Source organism: Pseudomonas sp. NPDC087342 (genome assembly GCF_044744265.1).
In the GTDB taxonomy this organism is placed as follows: domain Bacteria; phylum Pseudomonadota; class Gammaproteobacteria; order Pseudomonadales; family Pseudomonadaceae; genus Aquipseudomonas; species Aquipseudomonas nunensis.
Window position 1 is genome coordinate 128,093 of the sequence record NZ_JBIUXZ010000001.1, and the last position, 21,173, is coordinate 149,265.

The window sequence follows — 21,173 nt, forward strand, 5'->3', positions numbered from 1 at the left end:
GACCCACCGCCTTCGCGAGCAAGCCCGCTCCCACAGGTAATCTGTGGTGGATGGAGATGTTGTGTACGACCCAAAACCACTGTGGGAGCGAGCTTGCTCGCGAATGCTATTTACCATTCAACATTGATATCGACTGACCCACCGCCATCGCGAGCAGGCTCGCTCCCACAGGTAATCTGTGGTGGATGGAGATGTTGTGTACAACACATAACCACTGTGGGAGCGGGCTTGCTCGCGAAAGCTATTTACCATTCAACATCATTGTTGACTGACCCACCGCCTTCGCGAGCAGGCTCGCTCCCACAGTTAATCTGTGGTGGGTGGAAATGGTGTGTGCGACACATAACTACTGTGGGAGCGAGCTTGCTCGCGATAGCTATTTACCATTCAACAGTGATATTGACTGACCCACCGCCTTCGCGAGCAAGCTCGCTCCGACAGGGGATCTGTGGCGGATGGAAATGGTGTGTACGACGCCAAACCCTAGTGGGGGAGATCAATCCCCCCGTATCTGCCGCAGCTCTTCAATGGTCTCGATCAGCGCGTCATACGAGACCGGTTTGCCCAGATGCCGGTCGAAGCCGGATTTGCGGGTTTTCTCGATGTCGCTTTCGGCGCCGTAGCCGGTCAGGGCGATGGCCGGGACTTGTTTGATATGCGGCAGTTCTCGCAAGGCGCGCATCAGGTCATGGCCGCTCATGCCCGGCATGCCCACGTCGGACACCACCACGTCGTATCGACCGGTCTGGGCGGCTTTCAGCGCCTGGCGTGGCTCGGTGAAGTCGATGACTCGGGCGTCTTCCATTTCCAGCAGAATTTTCAGGGTGTCCAGCACGTCCCGAGAGTCATCCACCAGCAACACCGTGAGCCCGGCAAGACGCCCGGACTGTTCGCCGGTCTGCGTCGATGGCGCCACCAAGTCATGGGGCTGTCTCAAGGGCAGCAGGACGGTAAAGGTACAACCCTGGCCCAACCCGGCGGATTGCACCTCGACACTGCCGCCATGCGCTTCGGTCAACTGGCGTACCAGCGACAGGCCGATACCCAGGCCATCCCGTTGATGGGTTGCATGCTGATTGGCGGCCTGGCCGAACAGGTCAAATACCTGATGCAGGCTCTCAGCGCTCAGGCCCACGCCGCTGTCGCGCACATCCAGTCGCGCCATGCCGCCAACGCGGGCGGTGACCAGCTGAATCTTGCCGCTGGTGGGCGTGAACTTCAGGGCGTTGTTCACCAGGTTCCAGACAATTTGTTCCACCCGGGTCGGGTCGGCATCGATCACCAGGAGTTCTGGCATTTGCACCGACATGTCGACGTCCGGGTTGTCATTCGTCACCACCTGATAGACGTCTTGCAGCATCCGGTTCAGATCCACGGCGCTGCGTTTGAGCCGCAGCTTGCCGGTGCGCACCCGGGCGACATCGAGCAAATCGTCAATGATCCGCGCCTGGCTGCTGACCGCCTCGCAAATGGTACTGACGGCTTTTTCCGCCGGGGTCGCGGATTTGATAACGGGCAGGCGCCGCAGCAATTCGGCGTTGAGCTGGATCAGGTTCAGCGGGTGCTTGAGCTCATGGGACATTACCGCGAAGAACTCGTCCTTCAAGTGGTTGCTGCTCTTGATGTCGGACAGTTCCTGGTTTTGCTCGTCGTGCAGGCGCATGCGTTCCTGGCCCATGCGCAGCTCTTCTTCGGCGGCGCGGCGCTTGGTGATGTCGATGAAGGTCAGCACCGTGCCGTCGATGTGATTTTCGCTGGAGCGGTAGGGCAGGATCCGCGCGATGTACCAGCGGTTGTCGGTGCTGCTGACTTCACGCTCGATCATGTTCAAGGACTCGAACACCAGCGCCGCGTCACCCGCCAGGTCTTCGTAGTCGAGGCGATGGGTGATGTCGAGCAACGAGCGTCCGGTGTCCACCGGCAACATGCTGAAGATGTCGGTAGCCCGGGGCGTGAACCACTTGATGCGCAGTTTGCTGTCGACGAACACCGTGGCGATGTCGGTAGAGGCGATCAGGTTGGTCAGGTAGTCGTTGATCTTGTCGGTTTCTTCGACTTTGGTTTTCAGTTCGAAGTTGACGGTCAACAACTCTTCGTTGATCGACTGCAGCTCTTCCTTGCTGGTTTCCAGCTCTTCGGTGGCCGAGCGCAGTTCTTCGTTGATTGCCTGCATTTCTTCGTTGGAAGCCTTGAGCTCTTCGCTGGAGACTTCCGATTGTTCGATGGTGTCCTGCAACTGCAATTTGGTGCGTTGCAGTTCCCGTTCAAGGTTGGAAAGCACCTGGTTTTCCGATTGCAGCGCGATACCGGTGGCAACGTCGGCAGCGTCGACTTCGACTTCCTCGAAAATAACCAGGACGAACTCGCTGTCCGATTCTTCGTCGCGGTAAGGGTGGGCCAAAAGGTCGACTTTAAAGCTGCGATCCTCACGCTTGATGATCACCGCGCGGGACTTCACCACCTGGCTGCTTTGTTGCGCCTGGAACAGCGTGGTGCGCACTTCCAGGCGCAGCTCCGGAATAATCAGGGTCAGCAAATTGCGTGACAGCTCGCCGCCGACGTGCCGCAGGAAACGCCCCGAACTTTCGCTCATGTGCAGGATGTCGGCATTCGCGTCGACGATCATGCTCGGCGGTGCGGAGTGTTCCAGGGCGCGTTGATGGATGTCGGCAAACGACAGTTTGCGCGGTGCACTGCTCTGCGGGGCCGGTTGGGAAATGTCGGTGCGCACGTAGCCTCCACGGGGCATCGCTGGGGGACGGCGGCTGTTGCCGGCGCCGGTCTTGGCCCGGAAGATCCGGTTGCGCTTGTCCACTGGGGCAAACAGGTCATGGCAGGCGTCCGCGCTCTCGGAGGTGCCGAGGAACAGGAAGCCGCCGGGACGCAGGGCAAAGTGGAACATTTGCAGGATCTCGCGCTGGACCTCGCGATCCAGATAAATCAGCAGATTGCGACAGACGATCAGGTCCATGTGCGAGAACGGTGGATCGGACAACAGGCTGTGCTTGGCAAACAAGACCTTTTCGCGCAGCTCTTTGCGAATCCGATAGTGCAGGTCTTCCTTGCTGAAGTAGTGCCGCAGTCGGGTCGGCGGCACATCGGTGATGATCGCTTGCGGGTACAGCCCGCTGCGACCGACGCTGATGGCGCGCTCGTCGATGTCGGTGGCGAACAACTGCAACGTGGCCTGACTAGCGTCCAGTTGCATCTGATCGCTGAGCAGCATGGCCAGGCTGTAGACTTCCTCGCCTGTGGAGCAACCCGCCGACCAGACGCGGATTTCTTCTTTGTCGGGATGGGCCGAGATGGCAGCGCTGACCAGTTGCGGCACCACGTCCCGTTCCAGCGCTTCAAAGGCCTCGCGGTCGCGGAAGAAGTTGGTCACGCCGATCAGCATGTCGGCCAACAGTGCCTTGGTTTCTTCGGGGCTGTTTTGCAGGTAGTGGTAATAAGCGGCCAGGTCGGGCTGCGCCGTGACCTGCATCCGCCGTTCGATGCGACGCAGCACGGTGGCGCGCTTGTAGTGCTTGAAGTCATGGCCGGTGCCGGCGCGCAACTGGATCAGGATGCTGTGCAGCAATTGTTCGGCGGTCGCAGCTTCTCGCTCGTTGACCGAGGCGAAGCTTTGCAGGTCGGGATCGTTGGCCGTCGGCAGGGTGATGGCTTTCGCATTGCGCCACAACTCCAGCAGCTTTTGCGGCATTTCCACCACTGGCAAAATCAGGTCGACCATTTGCGTTTCGATGGCGGCCCGGGGCATGCCGTCGAACTCGGCGTCTTCCGGTGCCTGGGCCAGGGTCACGCCGCCCTGTTCCTTGATTCGCGACAAACCGACAGCGCCATCGGAGCCAGTGCCGGACAACACCAGGCAAAAGGCCCGTTCACGGTGCACATCCGCCAGGTTACGGAAGAACAGATCGATGGCCGAGGTTCGACCCAGGCGCGGGTCGGACGGGCTGACCTCAAGGTAACCGTCATTCATGGTCAGCCGGTGCGCCGGAGAAATCACATACACATGATTACGTTCGATGGGCACCGTTTCGGTGACCTGCAGGACCGGCATCTGTGTCGATTCCTGGATGATCTTGTCGGCAATGCTTTCGTGATCCGGCGACAGGTGAAGAATGATCACGAACGCCATGCCGTTGTCCTGGGGCATGTTGTCGAAAAACAACTTGATCGCTTGCAGTCCACCGGCGGACGCGCCAATACCCACGACACCAAAATCGAGTGGGTGAAAGGGATGCGGCGGTGAATCGGCAACGGTGGACTTTGGGTCGGATGAAGTTGTCATGCATGTGCCTTAGAAAGCGACGTCCTGACGCCGCTATAAAATAAATAGGCTTGTGCCTGCTTCGTGAATCAATAGCAGGACGCGATCAATTACTTGTATTAAATCAACGCGAACCGGATGGCGGAGAAATTTAGCATTCTATACGGGATACGGGTGGACGTTTGTTCGGGGGGACTGAGTGGACCAATTGATGTGCCAAGTGTACGGGCTCAGTCTTTTAAGCTTAGTCGATTATCAAGTAATCATTGGCGCCGGGGGAGGGTTCCCGGTCGCCTGGAACGAAGGTGCTGATTTGCTGTGTTCACTGCGGCGAGGGAGCAAGCCCCCTCACCACAAGGGACCGGGTTGATTCATTCAATGCCCACCAACCACCATATGGCTGAACGGCGCCACATACGCCTGCAATGTCACCAACCCGCCGACCAATATCGCCAGCACGATGGAGTGGAAGAACACATAACGCAGAATCTCCCCTTCGTGGCCGTACCAGCGGGTAGCGGTGGAGGCGACCACGATGGACTGGGCGTCGACCATTTTGCCCATGACCCCGCCGGAACTGTTGGCGGCGGCCATTAATACCGGGCTGATCCCCAGTTGTTCGGAGGTCACCCGTTGCAAGCCGCCGAACAGCACGTTGGAGGCCGTATCCGAGCCGGTCAACGCAACGCCGAGCCAGCCGAGCAGGGTGCCGAACATCGGGTAGAAAATCCCGGTGGCGGCGAACGCCAGGCCCATGGTTGCGTCCAGCCCCGAATAGCGCGTCAGATAGCCAAGGGCAAGCATCGCCGCAATGGTGATCAGGGAAAAACGCACCACCCACAGGGTTCGCAGGTATTGGCGTGCGAGTTGCGGAATCGAATAACCCATCAGCAAACCGCCGAGGATCGCCGCGAAGAAGATGCCGCTGCCGGTCGCGGTGAACCAGGTGAATTTGTAGATCGCGTCTTCGGTTTTTGGCGTCGGCACCACGGGCGGCACTTTTTCGACTTGCTGGTGCAGGGTGGTGAAGGTCAGTGCCGGGGAGAAGATCGGATTCGCCTCGCGCAACGGCTTGCCCTGTGGATCGAGCGTGGCAGTGTGGGTTTGCGGATCAATGACGGCGCGGGTATCGAACAGGTTCTTGAAGCCCTGGGTGCCCCAGGCGAACACAAACACCGTGAGGATGATCCACGGCATCCACGCGCGCATGACCGCCGGTTTGGCATCGCTGGCAAACGTCGCACTGGCCTCGGGTTTTTGCTCATGCTCGGGGTCGATTTTCGAGTTGTCGACGCGTCCGGACAGGGCGGCTGACGTGTGCACGGTGGCGGGTTTCCAGACCTTGAGGAAACCGGTCAGGCAGGCCATGGAAATCAATGCGGCGATCACGTCCACCAGCATCGGTCCGTGGTAGTTGGAGACGATGAATTGCGGCACCGCGAAACTGACCCCGGCCACCAGAATCGCTGGCCAGATTTCCAGCATCTTGCGCCAACCGGCGAACGCCCAGATCAACCAGAACGGCACCAGCACCGAGAAGAACGGCAGTTGCCGGCCGACCATCATCGACAGCTCCATTTCATCCAGCCCGGTGACTTTGGCCAGGGTGATGATCGGTGTGCCGAGGGCGCCGAAGGCTACCGGCGCGGTGTTGGCGATCAGCGCCAGGCCAGACGCAGCCAGAGGCGAGAAGCCGAGGCCGATCAGAATCGCCCCGGTCACCGCCACCGGCGTGCCGAACCCGGCCGCGCCTTCAAAGAACGCACCGAAGCAGAAGGCGATCAACAGCAATTGCAGACGCCGGTCGTCGGTGATGCGCGCCAGCGAATCCTGCAGCACCTTGAACGAACCGTTCTCGGTGGTCAGCCGGTGCAGGAAGATGATATTGAGCACGATCCAGCCAATCGGCAGCAGCCCGTTGGCCGCACCGAATAACGCCGCCGTGCCCGCCATGTTCGCCGGCATGCCGAAGGCGAAGATGGCGATCAGCAAGGCCGAGGCCAGCGCCAGCAGTGCCGCCAGGTGTGCCTTGACATGAAAAAACGCCAGGGAGGCCAGCATCACCACCACCGGCACTGCTGCCATGACGGTCGATAACACCGGGTTGCCGAACGGGTCGTAGATTTGCTGCCAGACCATGTTCCACCTCTGCTTTTTATTGTTGGAAGCGCAGATCCATTGCGGTTAGGTGGTTGGAGTATAGGTGGCATTTAGCCGCTGTCCTGGCGGGGTAGGGGTGGGGCTATTGCAGCCATGGAGATCCCCTGTGGGAGCGAGCTTGCTCGCGATTGCGATTTCCCATTCGACATTGATGTTGACTGGCCCACCGCTATCGCGAGCAAGCTCGCTCCCACAGGGGCTGGGTTCGGCAAGGCATCGGCGGTGGATGCTGGGTCCGGGCGCATCCGCAAAAAGAGCACGTACATCCAATTTTCCCTCGCCTGACCCCGGCACTATCGGATCAAGTGCCGGCGAAGCCATGCCGGTGATTTTTCAATGGGATGGGCGGGCCATGAATGCATCGGGCTGGGATGAACGGTCGCGGGACCTGGGGCTGCTGTTTTTGCGGGTCAGCGGCGGGTTGTTTCTGCTGTGGGTCCACGGTTTACCCAAGCTGCTGAATTACACCGAGCAACTTCAACAGATCGAAGACCCGTTCCACCTCGGCGCCAACCTCACGCTGATCCTGGCGATTTTCGCCGAAGTGCTGTGCCCGCTGCTGATCGTCGCCGGGGTGCTGGTGCGTCTGGCGTGCTTGCCTATTCTGGTGGTGCTGTTAGTGGCGCTGGTGATCGTGCATCCGCAATGGAGCCTGTTCGAAGGGCAGTTCGGCTGGCTACTGTTGATCGTGTTCACCAGCATCCTTATCGCCGGGCCTGGACGGTTGGCACTCAATCATCGATTCGCCGGAGTTTTGCGTTATGCCTGAGTCTTTCACCACCGCTGCGACCACGCGGCCGGGTTTCGATGAGATCGTCACCCTGATTATCAAACATCGGGTCAAGGCCGGTTTTGAAGCACCGTATGAAGCCTGGTTGCGCAACATCGTGACGATCGCCGGGCAGCAGGAAGGGCATTTGGGCGTGGACGTGATGCGCGGCAAAAACGCCGGCCTCGACATGTACACCTGCGTGCTGCGTTTTTGCTCCACCGAGGCGATGCAACGCTGGCTGGATTCGCCGCAGCGCCTTGAATTGGTCAACGAAGCCACGCCGATGCTGGCCGACGGCGACCAGACCGAAGTCAACCCGGTCAATGAATTCTGGTTCGCGCCAACCGCCGACGCCGCTTCGCCACCGCCACCGCGCTGGAAACAAGCCGTGGTGACATTTCTGGTGATTCTGCCGCACACCTTGCTGGTGCCGCTGATCTGGGGGCCGCTGCTCAAGCTCCACCCCCTCCTTTCCAATTACGTGGTCGCCACGTTCCTGGTCACCGTGACCATCGTGGTGTCGGTGGTGTACCTGTTCATGCCCAGGGCGACCCGATTGTTCGCGCCCTGGCTTTCTCATTCCCCTGCGACGAAGGAAACGCGATGAACGCCGATCTGATTCTATTCAATGGCCAATTCCATACCGTTGACCGCGAAAACCCGCTGGCCAGTGCGGTCGCGATCAAGGACGGGCGCTTTGTCGCGGTCGGCAATGACGGCGAAGCCATGGCCCTGCGCGGCTCGGGCACCCAGGTCATCGACCTCAAGGGTCGCTGCGTCATCCCCGGCCTCAACGACTCGCACTTGCACCTGATCCGTGGCGGCCTCAATTACAACCTCGAACTGCGCTGGGAAGGCGTGCCTTCGCTGGTCGATGCCCTGCGCATGCTCAAGGATCAGGCTGACCGCACGCCGACCCCGCAATGGGTGCGTGTGGTGGGTGGCTGGAACGAATTCCAGTTCGCCGAAAAGCGCATGCCGACCCTGGAAGAGTTGAACCAGGCCGCGCCAGACACCCCGGTGTTCGTGCTGCACTTGTATGACCGTGCCTTGCTCAACCGCGCCGCATTGCGCGTCGCCGGCTACACCCGCGACACGCCAAACCCGCCGGGCGGCGAAATCGTGCGTGATGCGAATGGCAACCCGACCGGCATGCTGGTCGCGCGTCCGAACGCGATGATCCTCTACTCGACCCTGGCCAAAGGGCCGAAGCTGCCGCTGGAATATCAGGTCAACTCGACCCGCCAGTTTATGCGTGAACTCAATCGCCTCGGCCTGACCAGCGCCATTGATGCCGGTGGCGGTTTCCAGAACTATCCGGACGATTATCAGGTGATCGAGCAGTTGGCCAAGGATCAGCAACTGACCATCCGCATCGCCTACAACCTGTTCACCCAGAAACCGAAAGAAGAACTCAGCGACTTCAAGAACTGGACGTCGAGCGTGACCCTGCACCAAGGCGACGACTACCTGCGGCACAACGGCGCCGGCGAAATGCTGGTGTTCTCGGCGGCGGATTTCGAGGACTTCCTCGAACCGCGCCCGGACCTGCCGCAAACCATGGAAGACGAACTGGAACCGGTGGTGCGCCACTTGGTGGAACAGCGCTGGCCGTTCCGTTTGCACGCCACGTACAACGAATCCATCAGCCGCATGCTCGACGTGTTCGAGAAGGTCAACCGCGACATTCCGTTCAACGGTTTGCCGTGGTTCTTCGACCACGCCGAAACCATCACCCCACAGAACATCGAGCGGGTGAGGGCGCTGGGCGGTGGCATTGCGATCCAAGACCGGATGGCGTTCCAGGGCGAGTATTTCGTCGAGCGTTACGGCGCCAAAGCCGCCGAAGCCACGCCGCCGATCAAGCGCATGTTGGCCGAGGGTGTACCGGTCGGCGCCGGCACCGACGCTACGCGGGTGTCCAGCTACAATCCTTGGACCTCGCTGTACTGGATGGTCAGCGGCCGCACCGTCGGCGGTCTGGAATTGCATGCTGAAGGTTTGTCGCGACTGACCGCGCTGGAGCTGTTCACTCATGGCAGCGCCTGGTTCTCGTCCGAACAGGGCAAGAAAGGTCAGATCAAGGTCGGCCAATTGGCAGACGTCGCCGCCCTCAGCGCCGATTTCTTCAGCGTCGATGAAGAGGCGATCAAGTGGATCGAGTCCGTGTTGACCGTGGTCGGCGGCAAAGTGGTGTATGCCGCCGGTGACTTCGAGAAACTCGGCCCGGCCAGCGTGCCGGTGCTGCCGGACTGGTCGCCAGTGGTGAAAGTCCCTGGCCACTGGCGCCCGACGTCGCCGATGCAGGCCCAGGTTCACCATTGCAGCGGGCCGTGTGGCGTGCACTCCCACAGCCATGAAAAGGCGCGCCTGTCGAATGCGCCGGTCAGCGATTTTGCGGGTTTCTGGGGCGCCTTTGGCTGCTCGTGCTTCGCCTTCTGAAGATCATAAAAAAGCGCCGGCCCAACGTGCCGGCGCTATTGGCACCATCCCACTACCGAGGAGTTTCACATGAGCAACGTTCCGTACAAACGCCTGAACAAAGACGACGCCGTTGTACTGTTGGTTGACCACCAGACCGGCCTGATCTCGTTGGTGCAGGATTTCTCGCCCAACGAATTCAAGAACAACGTACTGGCCCTCGGGGACCTGGCCAAGTTCTTCAAACTGCCGACCATCCTCACCACCAGCTTCGAAAACGGCCCGAACGGCCCGATGGTGCCTGAGCTCAAAGAACTGTTCCCGGACGCGCCGTACATCCCGCGTCCAGGCCAGATCAACGCCTGGGACAACGAAGACTTCGTCAAAGCCGTCAAGGCTACCGGCCGCAAGCAGCTGATCATTGCCGGTGTGGTGACTGACGTGTGCGTGACCTTCCCGACCTTGTCGGCCCTGGCTGAAGGGTTTGAAGTGTTCGTGGTGACCGATGCGTCGGGTACTTTCAACGAAACCGTGCAACAAGCTGCTTGGGCGCGCATGTCGGCGGCCGGTGCACAACTGGTGAACTGGTTCTCCGTGGCCTGCGAGCTGCAAGGCGACTGGCGCAACGACATGGAAGGCCTGGCCAACCTGCTGTCGCCGCGCATTCCGAACTATCGCAATCTGATGAACAGCTATTCGGTGTTGACCGCCAAGTAAGTCCCGGCGCATAAAAAAATACCCGCCAATGTGCGGGTATTTTTCTATCTGACCAAATCCCGTAGCAGCTGCCGAGCCTGCGAGGCTGCGTTCGGCGGCGAAGCCGTCGTCAAATCAGTCGCTGCGGTGTTTCAGGTAAATCGAGGTGGCAGGATTGACGACGGCTTCGCCGCCGAACGCAGCCTCGCGGTGCTCGGCAGCTGCTACGGGGGAGTTTTGTCGGGTGTCAGCGTTTTTGTAGCCAGCCCAGAAAACCACCTTTCTTGACCGGCGCCGGCACGGCCATCAACGCCAGCCGACTGTTCTGCTGCCGCACCGCCTGCAACTTGTTCAACGCCCGTCCAACCTCGCCACGCTGCGCCATGCAATCGCGGGTCAGGGACTTGTCGATCCGGTAAATGATGCACGACGTCAGCGCTGTAAAGCTGGCCTGTGACGGTGTGTCGGTGAGGATGCTCTGTTCGCCCATGACTTCGCTCGGCCCCATGCGTCCGGCTTCCTTCTGCCCGGTGCCATCGGGCACGGTGGCGCTGACCACGCCGGTGGCGATCACGAACAGGCTGTCCGGCACTTCATTCAATTCCAGCACCACCTGACCCGCCGTGTACTGCTGCGGGACCATGGCTTGCGCCAGTCGATCACGTTCATCCTCGCTCAGGGAACGGAAGATTTTCACTTCATCCAGCAACGCCCGAGCGCGGGTCGATGGCTCGATCACGCCATCGAGCTGCCGGGAAATCCCTGCCGCTTCCAGATGCCGATGGGCCAGGTCGAACAGCTGATTACGCACGTCGCCTTTTTTGCTCAGTTCCGCGATAAACCCGCTGGCCACGTAGATGGACATGGTTTCGCCGGCCTCTTTCAGCACCGCTTTCGGCGCCGGGTTCAGCAGCAACGTGCTGCTGCCTTGAAGCGTGCGATCCAGCGCATCCAGCACCCGACGCGGACGAATATGATTCGGCACCTGAATGCTGATCGACACGCCGTGCATGTTGTTCGGCCGGCTCAGGTTGACGATTTTCGCCTTGGCCGCCACCGAGTTCGGCACCACCGCCATGGTGCCGGCGCTGGTGAGCAAATGCGTGGCGCGCCAGTCGATGTCGAGCACCTTGCCTTCAACGCCGTCGATCACCACAAAATCATCCACCTGATACGGCTTGGTGGTGTTGAGCACGATCCCGGAAAACACATCGCTCAAGGTGCTCTGCAACGCCAGACCGACCACGATCGCCACCACCCCGGACGTCGCCAGCAAGCCCTTGACCGGCAACTCCAGCACATAACCGGCCGCCGCGACGATCGCCACCAGAAACACCAGCGCACCGATGACGTCCTGCAACAAGCGCCCGCTGTGACCAATGCGGCGCATCAGCACCAGGCCGATGACTTCGGTGAGCACCCGCGCGGCGTACAGCCACCAGATAATCCCCAACGCCGTGGCCCCGAGCTGCGCCACGCGGTCATCGGCAAACAGCGGCGCCTGCAAGGGGCTGACGCCGGCGTTGATGATCACCGCGCTGAAGATCATGAACAGCGCCAGGCGCAGGCCAATGCGGATCACGCGTTTCTGCAATGGCGCGAGGTGCCAGAGCAGGGCGTCGATCACCAGCAACAGGGCGCTCCAGGACAGGGGATGAGCGTAGACAAAGGACATGGCGGAACTCCGGGGATATTTGTTTTGTTGTCATGCGGGAGATCGCTTTTTGTAGGAGCCAGGCTTGCCGGCGAAAGCGCCCTCAAGTACGCCTTCGCCGGCAAGCCTGGCTCCTACGAAAAGCCCCTCTTCACACAAGTGCCGTGCGAGGAGGGGAGTCCTCAGTTCAAATGCGTCTTCAGTTCCAACGCCGCCTGCCGCACCGCCGCTTTCACTTCAGGAATCTGACTCAGCGGATTCAACAAACCAAAGTCATGAATCATCCCGTTGTAACGCACCGCCGTCACCGGCACACCCGCCGCATCCAGGTGACGGGCATAGGCCTCGCCTTCATCTCGCAACACGTCGAACTCGGCGGTTTGCACCAGTGCTGCGGGCAAGCCTTTGAGCTGTTCGGCGCTGGCCTGCAACGGTGATGCATGGATCTGCGCACGCTGGCCGGCGTCGGTGGTGTAGTTGTCCCAGAACCAATTCATCATGCCCTTGGTCAGGAAATGCCCTTCGGCAAATTGCTGGTACGACCCGGTGTCGAACTGCGCGTTGGTCACCGGCCACATCAGCAACTGGAAGCGCAGCGCCGGGGTTTTCTGTTCCTTGGCCATCAATGCCACGACTGCCGCCATGTTGCCGCCGACGCTGTTGCCGGCCACCGCCAGGCGTTTGCCATCGACGCCGATGTCCTTGCCATGCTCGGCGACCCAACGAGTCGCGGCATACGCCTGGTTGATCGCGGTCGGGTACTGCGCTTCCGGGGATGGCGTGTAATCGACATACACCGCCACCGCGCCGGAGCCCACCACCAGGTCATGAATCAGGCGTTGGTGAGTCGGGTAGTCGCCCAACACCCATCCGCCACCGTGGAAGAACATGAACACCGGCAACTCACCCTTGACCTTGGCCGGACGCACGATTTTCAGGTTGATGCTTTGCTCGCCGACCTTGATCGCTCGCTCGCTGACTTCCACGCCCGACAGATCCACTTTCACCGAGTTCTGCGCACCGGTCAGCACCGCACGGGCATCCTTGGGGCTCAGTTGTTCGAGGGGTTTGCCACCGCCAGCAGCGAGGGCTTCGAGGAAGGCCTGGGTGTTGTGTTCAACGCCAGGGCTGCCAGCCGCGAAGGCGTTGCCAACGGCGAGGGCGAGGAGGGAAGCGGTCAGGGTCTTTTTGACGAGGTTCATGGTGTAAATCCTTTTTAATTATGAAAGCGGCTTGGGTTCGGCGGCAGCGGCTGTCGCTGCACCATGGACACAGATTAATGGGGTGCCAGAATCGGAAAAAGCGGCTATAAAGTGTTTGACTGTCAACCAGAGCGTGACAATGAACCCGTTCGAAGATATGCGTATTTTTTGCCAGGTCATGGACTCCGGCAGCTTCACCGCGGCGGCTGATCAACTGGGCCTGTCCAAGCAATTCGTCAGCCGTCGATTGATGCAACTGGAAGAACGCCTCGGCGTGCGTTTACTCAACCGCTCGACCCGGCGCCTGGACGTCACGCCGCTGGGCCAGAGCTACTACGAGTCAGCCTTGCGCCTGCTCAGCGAAGTCGAGCAAGTGGAGCAGGGCATCGCCGGCCAGACCACCGAGCCTCGCGGGACGATTCGCCTGAGTGCGCCGCTGTCGTTCGCGCTGGCGCATTTGGGTTGCCTGCTGCCGGAATTTTTGCAGCGCTACCGCGACGTCACCGTGGAAGTCGACCTCAGCGACCGGCCGGTGGATTTGCTCGGCGAGGGCTACGACCTGGCGTTGCGCATCGGCGTGCTGGAAGACTCGACGCTGATTGCCCGACGCATCGCCTCGATCCAGCGCGTGTACTGCGCCAGCCCGGCGTACCTGGCCGAGCGCGGCACTCCGGACAAACCCGAAGACCTGCTTAGTCACGACTGTCTGCCGTATGGGCATGGGCGGCAGGTGCAGTGGCGGTTTGAGGGGCAGGGCAAGCCGTTGAGCGTGAATGTCACCGGGCGGATGCGCGTGAATAACGGGGAGTTGCTCAAGGATGCGGCGATAGCGGGGATGGGGATTACGTACCTGCCGACGTTTATTGTCGGCGCGGCGTTGAAGGACGGGCGGCTGGTGCCGGTGCTGGAGGATTTTCGGCCTGAGTCGCTGACGTTGTCGGCGGTGTACCCGCAGCATCGCCAAGGGTCACGGCCGGTGCAGGCGTTTATCGAGTTTTTGCGCGAGCGTCTGGATGGAGAGGTCTGACATCAACTTAGAACGGTTCAAAACAGGTATCGAATCAATTTTTTTGGGGATGCTGGCATTTTGACTTGTCTTCGCTACTATGCCCTCTATTCGGGATAAGCCGCAGCACAGGGAAGTCGTGTGAACATCAGAAAACTGTTGAGCTGGCTTGGAATTGGCAAACCGATGCCGGCGATTCAGTCGGCTTCAGTGGTGCCCGATGAGCCCCAGGAGGTCAATCCATTGCCCGCGTACTTCGCCTTGAGCTGGGCTGAGCGCAGGCAGAGGGTACTCGATCATTCTTACGACGGCTTCAATGGCGGCTTTGCTGCCGCCAACAGTGCCGAGATCAAGCGTATGGCCCTTGCTCGAGGCGATCATGCGCAGTTGCATGTGATCTTTAACATCGGTGCTGACGCCTTGGCCGAGTACATGCGAAGCGATAACTACAAAAATATCTACGAGTGTCCAATGGTCGGCTCCAAAGTCCTCAAACCCTCGGCAACCCGCCGCCAGGTGGATGAGTTGATCGGGCTGGCGCCTGCAGAAAATTTCTATTTCTGTGCCGCCTCCATTGGTGGCACCGGTATGCGCTATTACGGTGAGTACTGCGTGGCGCTCAAATCGCCGGACGATCAGGTGAGTGTCAAAGAGGGGCTCGATCGCAACTCCTATGATCTGATCAAGGCACCCTTGGCGGCGTTGCTGGACGTGGATAATCCCAAGTCGCGGGTAGATCGATTGAAGTTCAAATTCCGCTCAACCGAGTTCGCTGACATGCTGGCCGTCAAGGTCTTGCAGCATCAAGGCTTTCGTCCTCGCTTGTTGACTGCCGGCAATATCGGCGAGGCAGTGTTGAGCGACGAGGATTACGTCGAACTGTTTCATGAAGACAAAATCCGCCGTAACACGATTCTGGAGGTCCGCTCGCACCCTGAGGATGAAATGACCGAAACGGCCATTCAGGCGCGCTGGGAGCGCGGGGGCATTGTTTCACCCCAGCAATTGCTCTGGTTGCAACGTCGTCAGGCGGCACGCAAAGCGATGGATGCCAACGACATCGTGCATCGAGTGGTGAGCGGGAGCGGGAGGGTCTACCGATGGAGTTGAAATGGTACATCGACAGTTGGGCGCCGACCGAGGGCGTGGCGTTCGTTTCGAAGCGAAAGTCCTGCGAAGACCCTTGGGCTCTTGAGCACACGGCAACCCTAATGATTCGTGCGCCGGAGTTCGAGGCTCGTCCCGTTGATCGCGCCGTCGCATTCGGTGCGGCTCGTCGAGGCTTTCAGGAGCGATTTGCGATTGAGGGCTCGAAGGAGTACGGCTTCTTCTCCCTTGAGCACCTGACTACTTTTGTGAGTCGGATTTATCTAGGCAGTGGACCGGGCGCAGGTGGCGGGGGCGGCCTTCCAGTGGAAGGGGGCCCAGGGCCAAAAGGTAGTGGGCATTTTCGCGTTCGAATCAACAAGCTGGCACGCCTGAAGATCGTCTTGTCGGAGACGAACTGGGGCGTTTTTTTTCTGGAGCTACTGGAAGCGTCGCCCTACGATAGGTTCACGAAAATCCAAGGTCTTCTCAATGAGTACGTGTTACTGAGTGCTCTTGAATTATTGGAAGAGAGTGCTCATGAAGCTGGTGGGCCGCAAGTCCGTTCCAACTATCTGAATTGGCTCGCGCCAACCAATCGACTTGAAACTGCATTCACGGCGCCTTTACCTCACTCCTATGCACAGTCTCTGCAATTGCCCGAAAAGCTTCGAAGCTTTACGGATTTAATGAGCTTTATCGCCTCTGACCGTGCAGTTATCGCTGGATTGTCGATGGCCCAGGTGTTGCCTCTGCTACTGGCCACAGCAATCCAGCTGCTCAGGCCGTCGACTATTAGTGTCTACTACAGGGTTCGGCTATACGACGAAGAGGGTTGGCAGTACTGGCATCACAGATTTTCAGACAGATATGCGCAGTTCATCCTCAATTGGTTACCCCTTGCTGGACTGCCTTCGGAACTTGAGCAACCGCTAAAAGAATGGAACCAGCGCAGCCACGAAGATCAACGCGCTCGCCACTATCAAGGATAAAACGCATGACGAATCAAAGTTCGACGGGCAGTAACCCTCGATTAAGTAAAAAGCCGAGTGAGTCCCCTGGCACTGTCTACGGTGATCTGGATAAATCCGTAAAAGTCTTGATGCCTGTCTTGTTGCTTGGGCTCCTTGCTGCATTGGTCTTGGGGTTGTCTGCCAATGCGATGGCAGCAGTCATTCTTTGGGTTGTGGCGTGTCTGGTAGCGGGGGCTACCGTTGGCTTTTTGTTTGGCATTCCCAAGTCGGCGGCCCCGAGTGCAGCTCTGCCAGACAAGGCTGGCCCAGGCTCGGCTTCTCCTCGCAATGAGGCGGGAGGCCGGCCTAATACTAATTTGGAAGAAGTGTCAGATTGGCTGACGAAAATTATCGTGGGGTTGGGCCTGGTCCATCTTAAAGACATCAATGCCTACATCTTGAAAATCAGCCACACCGCCGCCGCATCCTTGAACGCCACACCCACTCCTCGTGATGTGTCCGTGGCAATGGCGTTGGTGATAGGCTTTGTCGTACTGGGATTTCTATTTGGATATCTTTACACCCGACTCTTCCTGCAAGGAGCTTTTCAGCGCTCTGATTACGACATGACCAAGCGTAGCCGTGAAGCGCTGGAGCTGGAACTTGAAAATACTCCCCCGGCCACTATGTCGGTCAAGGGTGAAGATTCAATGCCCACTGAGGAAGACAGATTGTCTGCTGAGCGTGTGCGTCAAATTGTTCCCGCCGATCAACCGGAAGAAGCGCTGGCACCGCTACGTAGCCTGGCGGCTGAGTTTGAGCAACTGCGCAGAGAGATGCCTTACGGCAACGAGCGAACGAGGAAAATGGCGGACATCGCGAAGAAGATGAAGTCGCTCGGTCTGGTGGCTACAAAGTTCCTGCCACAGCTGACCCAAAGCCACTCTCCAGGTGAGCGCCTGGCCGCGATCATGGCGCTGCAAATGCAGTTCGATCCGGCATACATAAATTGGCTGGCTGAACGCTTGGTGGTGGAGCCTGCTTTTCCGGGTTATCAGGCAGCCATTGCATTTCTCGCGCGCCTGCCAACGGTCGGCCGTGTTGAGGCTGAAGAGATCAAGTCCGCGGTGAAAAAAGCTGTGCAACAGCGCCTTGATAACGGCGTGGAGCCCGAGACCAGCCTGGATCAGTTGTGCGAAAGAATCCTCGCGCATGCGCAATAAGCGAACATAGTGTCGCTTAATCCGTTAAAGCGCAGAAAAAAGGGTCGGTAGATTATCTCTCCCGGCCCTTTTTCGTTATCGCTGATAAGCTCATTGGGTACGCTTGTCGTCGCCCGGTTCGCCGCCGACGTGAACGCCACGGTCATCGGCTACCTGGCCGACCGCATGCACGCCACGGTTGTCGCCCAGTTCACCGGCACGATGCACGCCATGGTCATCGCCTAGTTCACCCGAACGATGCACGCCGTGGTCATCGCCTAGTTCACCCGAGCGATGCACGCCATGGTCGTCACCCAGTTCACCAGAGCGATGCACGCCGTGGTCGTCACCTAGCTCACCCGAGCGATGAACCCCATGATCATCCCCACGCTCGGCATGGGTGCCGCTGCGTCCGGAGTTTGAGGCGTTTCCGGCTTGCCCCGATCCATGGTCGCTACCGCTGTGGCCACTGCTGTTTCCACCGTTGCCACTGCTGCCATTGCCGCCGTGACTGCCGCCATTGCCGCTGCCACCGCCGCCAGATCCACCACCAGATCCGCCGCCGCCACCGCCCGAGCCACCACCGCCGCCAGAACCTCCGCCGCCACCGCCCGAACCGCCACCGCCGCCAGAACCTCCGCCACCGGAACCGCCGCCCCCACCACCGGAGCCACCGCCGCCACTCCCGCCACTGCCACCATCCTTGGCTTGTGCGCTCGACACACCGGACAGGCTGTCCGGAATAAGAACGGTAGACGCCGACAGAACTGCGCCAATAGCTACTGCAAGTAAAAGCTTGTTGATGTGCATGTCGTTCTCCGTCTTTTTATTCAAGTTGGAACGTTGATGAACACTGCAACGTGCTGCCTGATTCAGTTCGTAAACACATCAGCGTTCCGATTTATTCATTCGAGACGTCGGTGACCGATGCACGGTAGTGCCCGACCCGTTCCAGAGTCAGTGAATACTCGAAGCCAGTTCGAAGATCGGCATGTACATCAGGATCACGATGACACCGATCAACAGGCCGATGAAGGTCATCAGCAACGGTTCGAACAGGCGCACGAACCATTCGAGCCAGCGGCTGATTTCTTCGTCGTAGAAGTCCGCGCTGCGTTCCATCATTTGCCCGAGGTTGCCGGACTGCTCGCCCGCACGCAGTAACCGCAGTGACACCGGGGTCACCAGATGGTTGAGTTCCAGCGCGGTGGATAGCGACTGACCTTCGCGCACCCGTTCGCAGGCCTGGTCCAGGCGCGTGCGCGAGGCCACGGTGAGCAACCCCCGAACCATGCCCATCGCGGTGACGAGCGGTATCCCGCCCTGCAGCAGAATCCCCAGGGAACGGTAGAAGCGCGCCAGTTCGTACATGAAGATCCGCTGATGCACCGCCGGGAGTTTTTCGATCAAGCGGTCCACACCTCGACGAAAGGCCGGTTGGCGCTGGAGGAACGCGAGGGCGACGATGATCGCTGCCAGCGTGCCGAAAAATTCCATCTGGTGCGCGTGCAGGAACATGCCGCTGGTCATCAGGACCTGCGACATCCAGGGCAGGTTCGAACCGAGGCCTTCGAACACCAGGCTGAAGCGCGGCACCACGTAGCCCATCAGAAACAGCACCACGCCACCGCCGACAATCAGCAACAGCAGCGGGTAGATCGAGGCGCTGACGATCTTCTGCCGAACCTCGTCCATGCGTTGGCGATAGCTGACGTAGCGCCCGAGGGCCTCGCCCACGGCGCCGGTTTTTTCACTGGACTGCACCAGCGCCACGTAGAGCGGCGGGAACACCGCCGACAACTGGCCCAGCGCCTGGGAGAACGATTTGCCCTCATACAGCAGGCGCACCAGCTCGCTCAGGGTCTTGCGGGCCTGGGGCGCGCTTTCCTTTTCCGCCAGGCTTTCCAGCGCGTCGATCAACGGCAGGCCGGCGTTCAGCAATGTGGTCAGCTCCTGGCTGAACAGCACCAGGTTGAAGGTCTCGCGCTGGCGCAGGCGCAAGGCCCGCCAGTGTCGCTCGGCTTGCAGGCTGACCACGCGCAAGCCCTGGTCTTCGACGATGCGTCGGGCTTCGCTGTGGCCGGGGGCTTCGACGGTCATCGAGACCACGCCGGCCTTGCCGACAGCCTTGAGATGAAAGCGCATGGGCGTCGCTCCGGTCATTGCCAGTTAGTGACTTCAGCGTTTTCGCCTTCGCCGCCGGGTTGCCCATCCTTGCCCATCGACAGCAAGTCGTACTCGCTGTTTTCCCCGGGGTAGCGGTAGTTGTAGTTACGGCCCCACGGGTCCTGGGGCAGTTTTTTCTGCAAGTACGGGCCGGTCCAGCGGGTTTCATCGCTGGGCGCGGTGACCAGCGCCTGCAAACCCTGCTCGGTGGACGGGTAGTGGCCGACCTCCAAACGGTACAGATCGAGTGCCTTGCTCAGGCCTTCGATCTGCGCCTTGGCGACCTTCACTTCCGAGCGCCCGAGCTGGGCGAAATACTTCGGCGCCACGATGCCGGCCAACAGCCCCAGCACCACCAACACCACCAACAATTCGAGCAAGGTGAACCCGCTTTGGGAGCGCGGGGCGGAATACAGACGCTGATTCATGATGACCTCATCCAGTCGGCAGCAGAGTCGCTGAGAGGGCTTATGCAATTGCCATGCTCACGTTTGGCGATACCGCTGGACCCCTTGTGATCCGGGCCTTGGCGCCGACGGCACAGTGCTTGCGTATGGCTGGTTGACTACCGGCCATTGGGGCAAAAGCCCCGTTTTTCGGGGCCGGCCAGGGGAGGTATGAAACATGAAAAATCTCACCGCAGGACTGCTCGGCACGCTGCTGCTGACCGGCATCGCCCAGGCCGATGTCTTCGTTTCCATGGACGCCAAGGGCAGCTACGTTTTGTCCAATGTCCACCGTCCCGGACGGCACTATGAACGGGTGATTCACGAGCCCGAAACAGCCCAGCTGAGCATGGATCAGCAACCACAAATGATCGCCCGCCAGCCCTATGCCGAGCTGGTTTCGGCAGCGGCCACGGCCAATCAATTGCCGGCGGCGCTGCTGCACGCGGTGATCCAGGCCGAGTCGCGCTACAACGCCGACGCGACCTCCGCCAAAGGCGCCGGCGGGTTGATGCAATTGATGCCCGACACCGCCCGGGAAATGGGGGTGACTGACGTCTACGACCCCAAAGCCAACATCCAGGGCGGCGCGCGTTATCTCAAGCGTTTGCTGACCTTGTTCGACAACGACATCAGCCTCGCCGTGGCGGCCTACAACGCCGGGCCGCAAGCGGTGCTCAGCCGTGGCGGGGTGATCCCGCCGTTCGCCGAAACCCAGCGTTACGTGCCCAGTGTCTTGCGCCAATACCGACGCTTGCAGGGCCTGGCTGTGGATGCGCCGTTGTGATCGACGGTGGTGGGGCAGGTTGCCCCAAATGTGGGGCAAACCGGGTAGTACCCCGTAGCAGCTGCCGAGCCCCGGCGAGGCTGCGTTCGGCGGCGAACCCGTCGCAAACCCTATGCACACGTTTGACCTGAGACACCGCGCCGCCTGATCTCACGACGGCTTCGCCGCCGAACGCAGCCTCGCCGGAGCTCGGCAGCTGCTACAGGGGAAATAGTCGCCAAACGTGGTTGGAAAGTGGGGAATGGGGGTGGGTTATTTCCCCCGATTGATTAACTCGTAACTTTAAGTTGTTGATAAACCAACAAATTATTTATGGCATGCGGATTGCTCCACCGGACTTGTCGAGAAT

16 protein-coding genes are annotated in these 21,173 nt (G+C 60.0%); 9 read left to right on the forward strand and 7 right to left on the reverse strand.

The features are described 5' to 3' along the window. Positions 1–496: 496 nt before the first annotated feature. Entirely contained in the window at positions 497–4,294 is a 3,798-nt protein-coding gene (locus tag ACIOYV_RS00650) for a CheR family methyltransferase (protein ID WP_401319929.1), read from the reverse strand. 354 nt (positions 4,295–4,648) lie between these two features. After that, a complete protein-coding gene (locus ACIOYV_RS00655; protein ID WP_401319931.1) occupies positions 4,649–6,412 on the reverse strand; it encodes an L-lactate permease in 1,764 nt (587 codons plus the stop codon). A gap of 373 nt (positions 6,413–6,785) precedes the next feature. On the opposite strand from ACIOYV_RS00655, the gene ACIOYV_RS00660 reads away from it, so the two are divergent. From ACIOYV_RS00660 to ycaC, 4 genes are all read left to right on the forward strand, one after another. Beyond that, positions 6,786–7,202 carry a DoxX family protein gene (locus ACIOYV_RS00660; RefSeq protein ID WP_054054547.1) on the forward strand — a complete coding sequence of 139 codons (417 nt, stop codon included), beginning with the start codon at positions 6,786–6,788 and terminating at the stop codon, positions 7,200–7,202. Continuing rightward, positions 7,195–7,812 carry an antibiotic biosynthesis monooxygenase gene (locus ACIOYV_RS00665; protein ID WP_401319933.1) on the forward strand — a complete coding sequence of 206 codons (618 nt, stop codon included), beginning with the start codon at positions 7,195–7,197 and terminating at the stop codon, positions 7,810–7,812. Before ACIOYV_RS00660 ends, ACIOYV_RS00665 begins: the two co-directional genes overlap by 8 nt. Next, the gene (locus ACIOYV_RS00670) at positions 7,809–9,647 is read left to right on the forward strand and encodes an amidohydrolase (RefSeq protein WP_163913958.1); all 1,839 of its coding nucleotides are present in this window, start codon (positions 7,809–7,811) and stop codon (positions 9,645–9,647) included. The genes ACIOYV_RS00665 and ACIOYV_RS00670 overlap by 4 nt, the downstream gene beginning before the upstream one ends. Positions 9,648–9,716: 69 nt before the next feature. Next, the gene (gene ycaC, locus ACIOYV_RS00675; RefSeq protein WP_054054541.1) at positions 9,717–10,343 is read left to right on the forward strand and encodes an isochorismate family cysteine hydrolase YcaC; all 627 of its coding nucleotides are present in this window, start codon (positions 9,717–9,719) and stop codon (positions 10,341–10,343) included. A 226-nt stretch (positions 10,344–10,569) separates the two neighbouring features. On the opposite strand, the gene ACIOYV_RS00680 is transcribed toward ycaC, so the two are convergent. Continuing rightward, on the reverse strand, positions 10,570–11,997 hold the full coding sequence (locus ACIOYV_RS00680) for a mechanosensitive ion channel family protein (protein WP_265039359.1): 1,428 nt from the start codon (positions 11,995–11,997) through the stop codon (positions 10,570–10,572). A 161-nt stretch (positions 11,998–12,158) separates the two neighbouring features. Beyond that, positions 12,159–13,178, reverse strand: coding sequence for an alpha/beta hydrolase (locus tag ACIOYV_RS00685; protein WP_401319938.1), 1,020 nt, complete (start codon positions 13,176–13,178; stop codon positions 12,159–12,161). Positions 13,179–13,317: 139 nt separating this feature from the next. On the opposite strand from ACIOYV_RS00685, the gene ACIOYV_RS00690 reads away from it, so the two are divergent. From ACIOYV_RS00690 to ACIOYV_RS00705, 4 genes are all read left to right on the forward strand, one after another. Continuing rightward, positions 13,318–14,205: a LysR family transcriptional regulator gene (locus tag ACIOYV_RS00690; protein ID WP_401319940.1), complete on the forward strand. Its 888-nt coding sequence runs from the start codon at positions 13,318–13,320 to the stop codon at positions 14,203–14,205. A gap of 120 nt (positions 14,206–14,325) precedes the next feature. Continuing rightward, complete coding sequence (locus ACIOYV_RS00695; RefSeq protein ID WP_401319943.1) at positions 14,326–15,294, forward strand: hypothetical protein; 969 nt, start codon at positions 14,326–14,328, stop codon at positions 15,292–15,294. Next, entirely contained in the window at positions 15,285–16,262 is a 978-nt protein-coding gene (locus ACIOYV_RS00700) for a hypothetical protein (RefSeq protein ID WP_401319945.1), read from the forward strand. Before ACIOYV_RS00695 ends, ACIOYV_RS00700 begins: the two co-directional genes overlap by 10 nt. Before the next feature lie 5 nt (positions 16,263–16,267). After that, positions 16,268–17,446: a hypothetical protein gene (locus ACIOYV_RS00705; RefSeq protein ID WP_401319948.1), complete on the forward strand. Its 1,179-nt coding sequence runs from the start codon at positions 16,268–16,270 to the stop codon at positions 17,444–17,446. Between the two features lie 90 nt (positions 17,447–17,536). Here ACIOYV_RS00705 and ACIOYV_RS00710 read toward each other — a convergent pair whose 3' ends face one another. The 3 genes from ACIOYV_RS00710 to gspG all read right to left on the reverse strand — a co-directional run bounded on the left by ACIOYV_RS00710 (position 17,537) and on the right by gspG (position 20,019). Then, entirely contained in the window at positions 17,537–18,235 is a 699-nt protein-coding gene (locus ACIOYV_RS00710; protein WP_401319951.1) for a hypothetical protein, read from the reverse strand. 147 nt (positions 18,236–18,382) lie between these two features. Continuing rightward, a complete protein-coding gene (locus ACIOYV_RS00715) occupies positions 18,383–19,570 on the reverse strand; it encodes a type II secretion system F family protein (protein WP_265039351.1) in 1,188 nt (395 codons plus the stop codon). 14 nt (positions 19,571–19,584) lie between these two features. Next, on the reverse strand, positions 19,585–20,019 hold the full coding sequence (gspG, locus tag ACIOYV_RS00720) for a type II secretion system major pseudopilin GspG (RefSeq protein WP_163913970.1): 435 nt from the start codon (positions 20,017–20,019) through the stop codon (positions 19,585–19,587). A gap of 196 nt (positions 20,020–20,215) precedes the next feature. Here gspG and ACIOYV_RS00725 point away from each other — a divergent pair, with 196 nt between their 5' ends. Then, positions 20,216–20,824: a lytic transglycosylase domain-containing protein gene (locus ACIOYV_RS00725; RefSeq protein WP_290029902.1), complete on the forward strand. Its 609-nt coding sequence runs from the start codon at positions 20,216–20,218 to the stop codon at positions 20,822–20,824. The last annotated feature ends 349 nt before the right edge of the window (positions 20,825–21,173 follow it).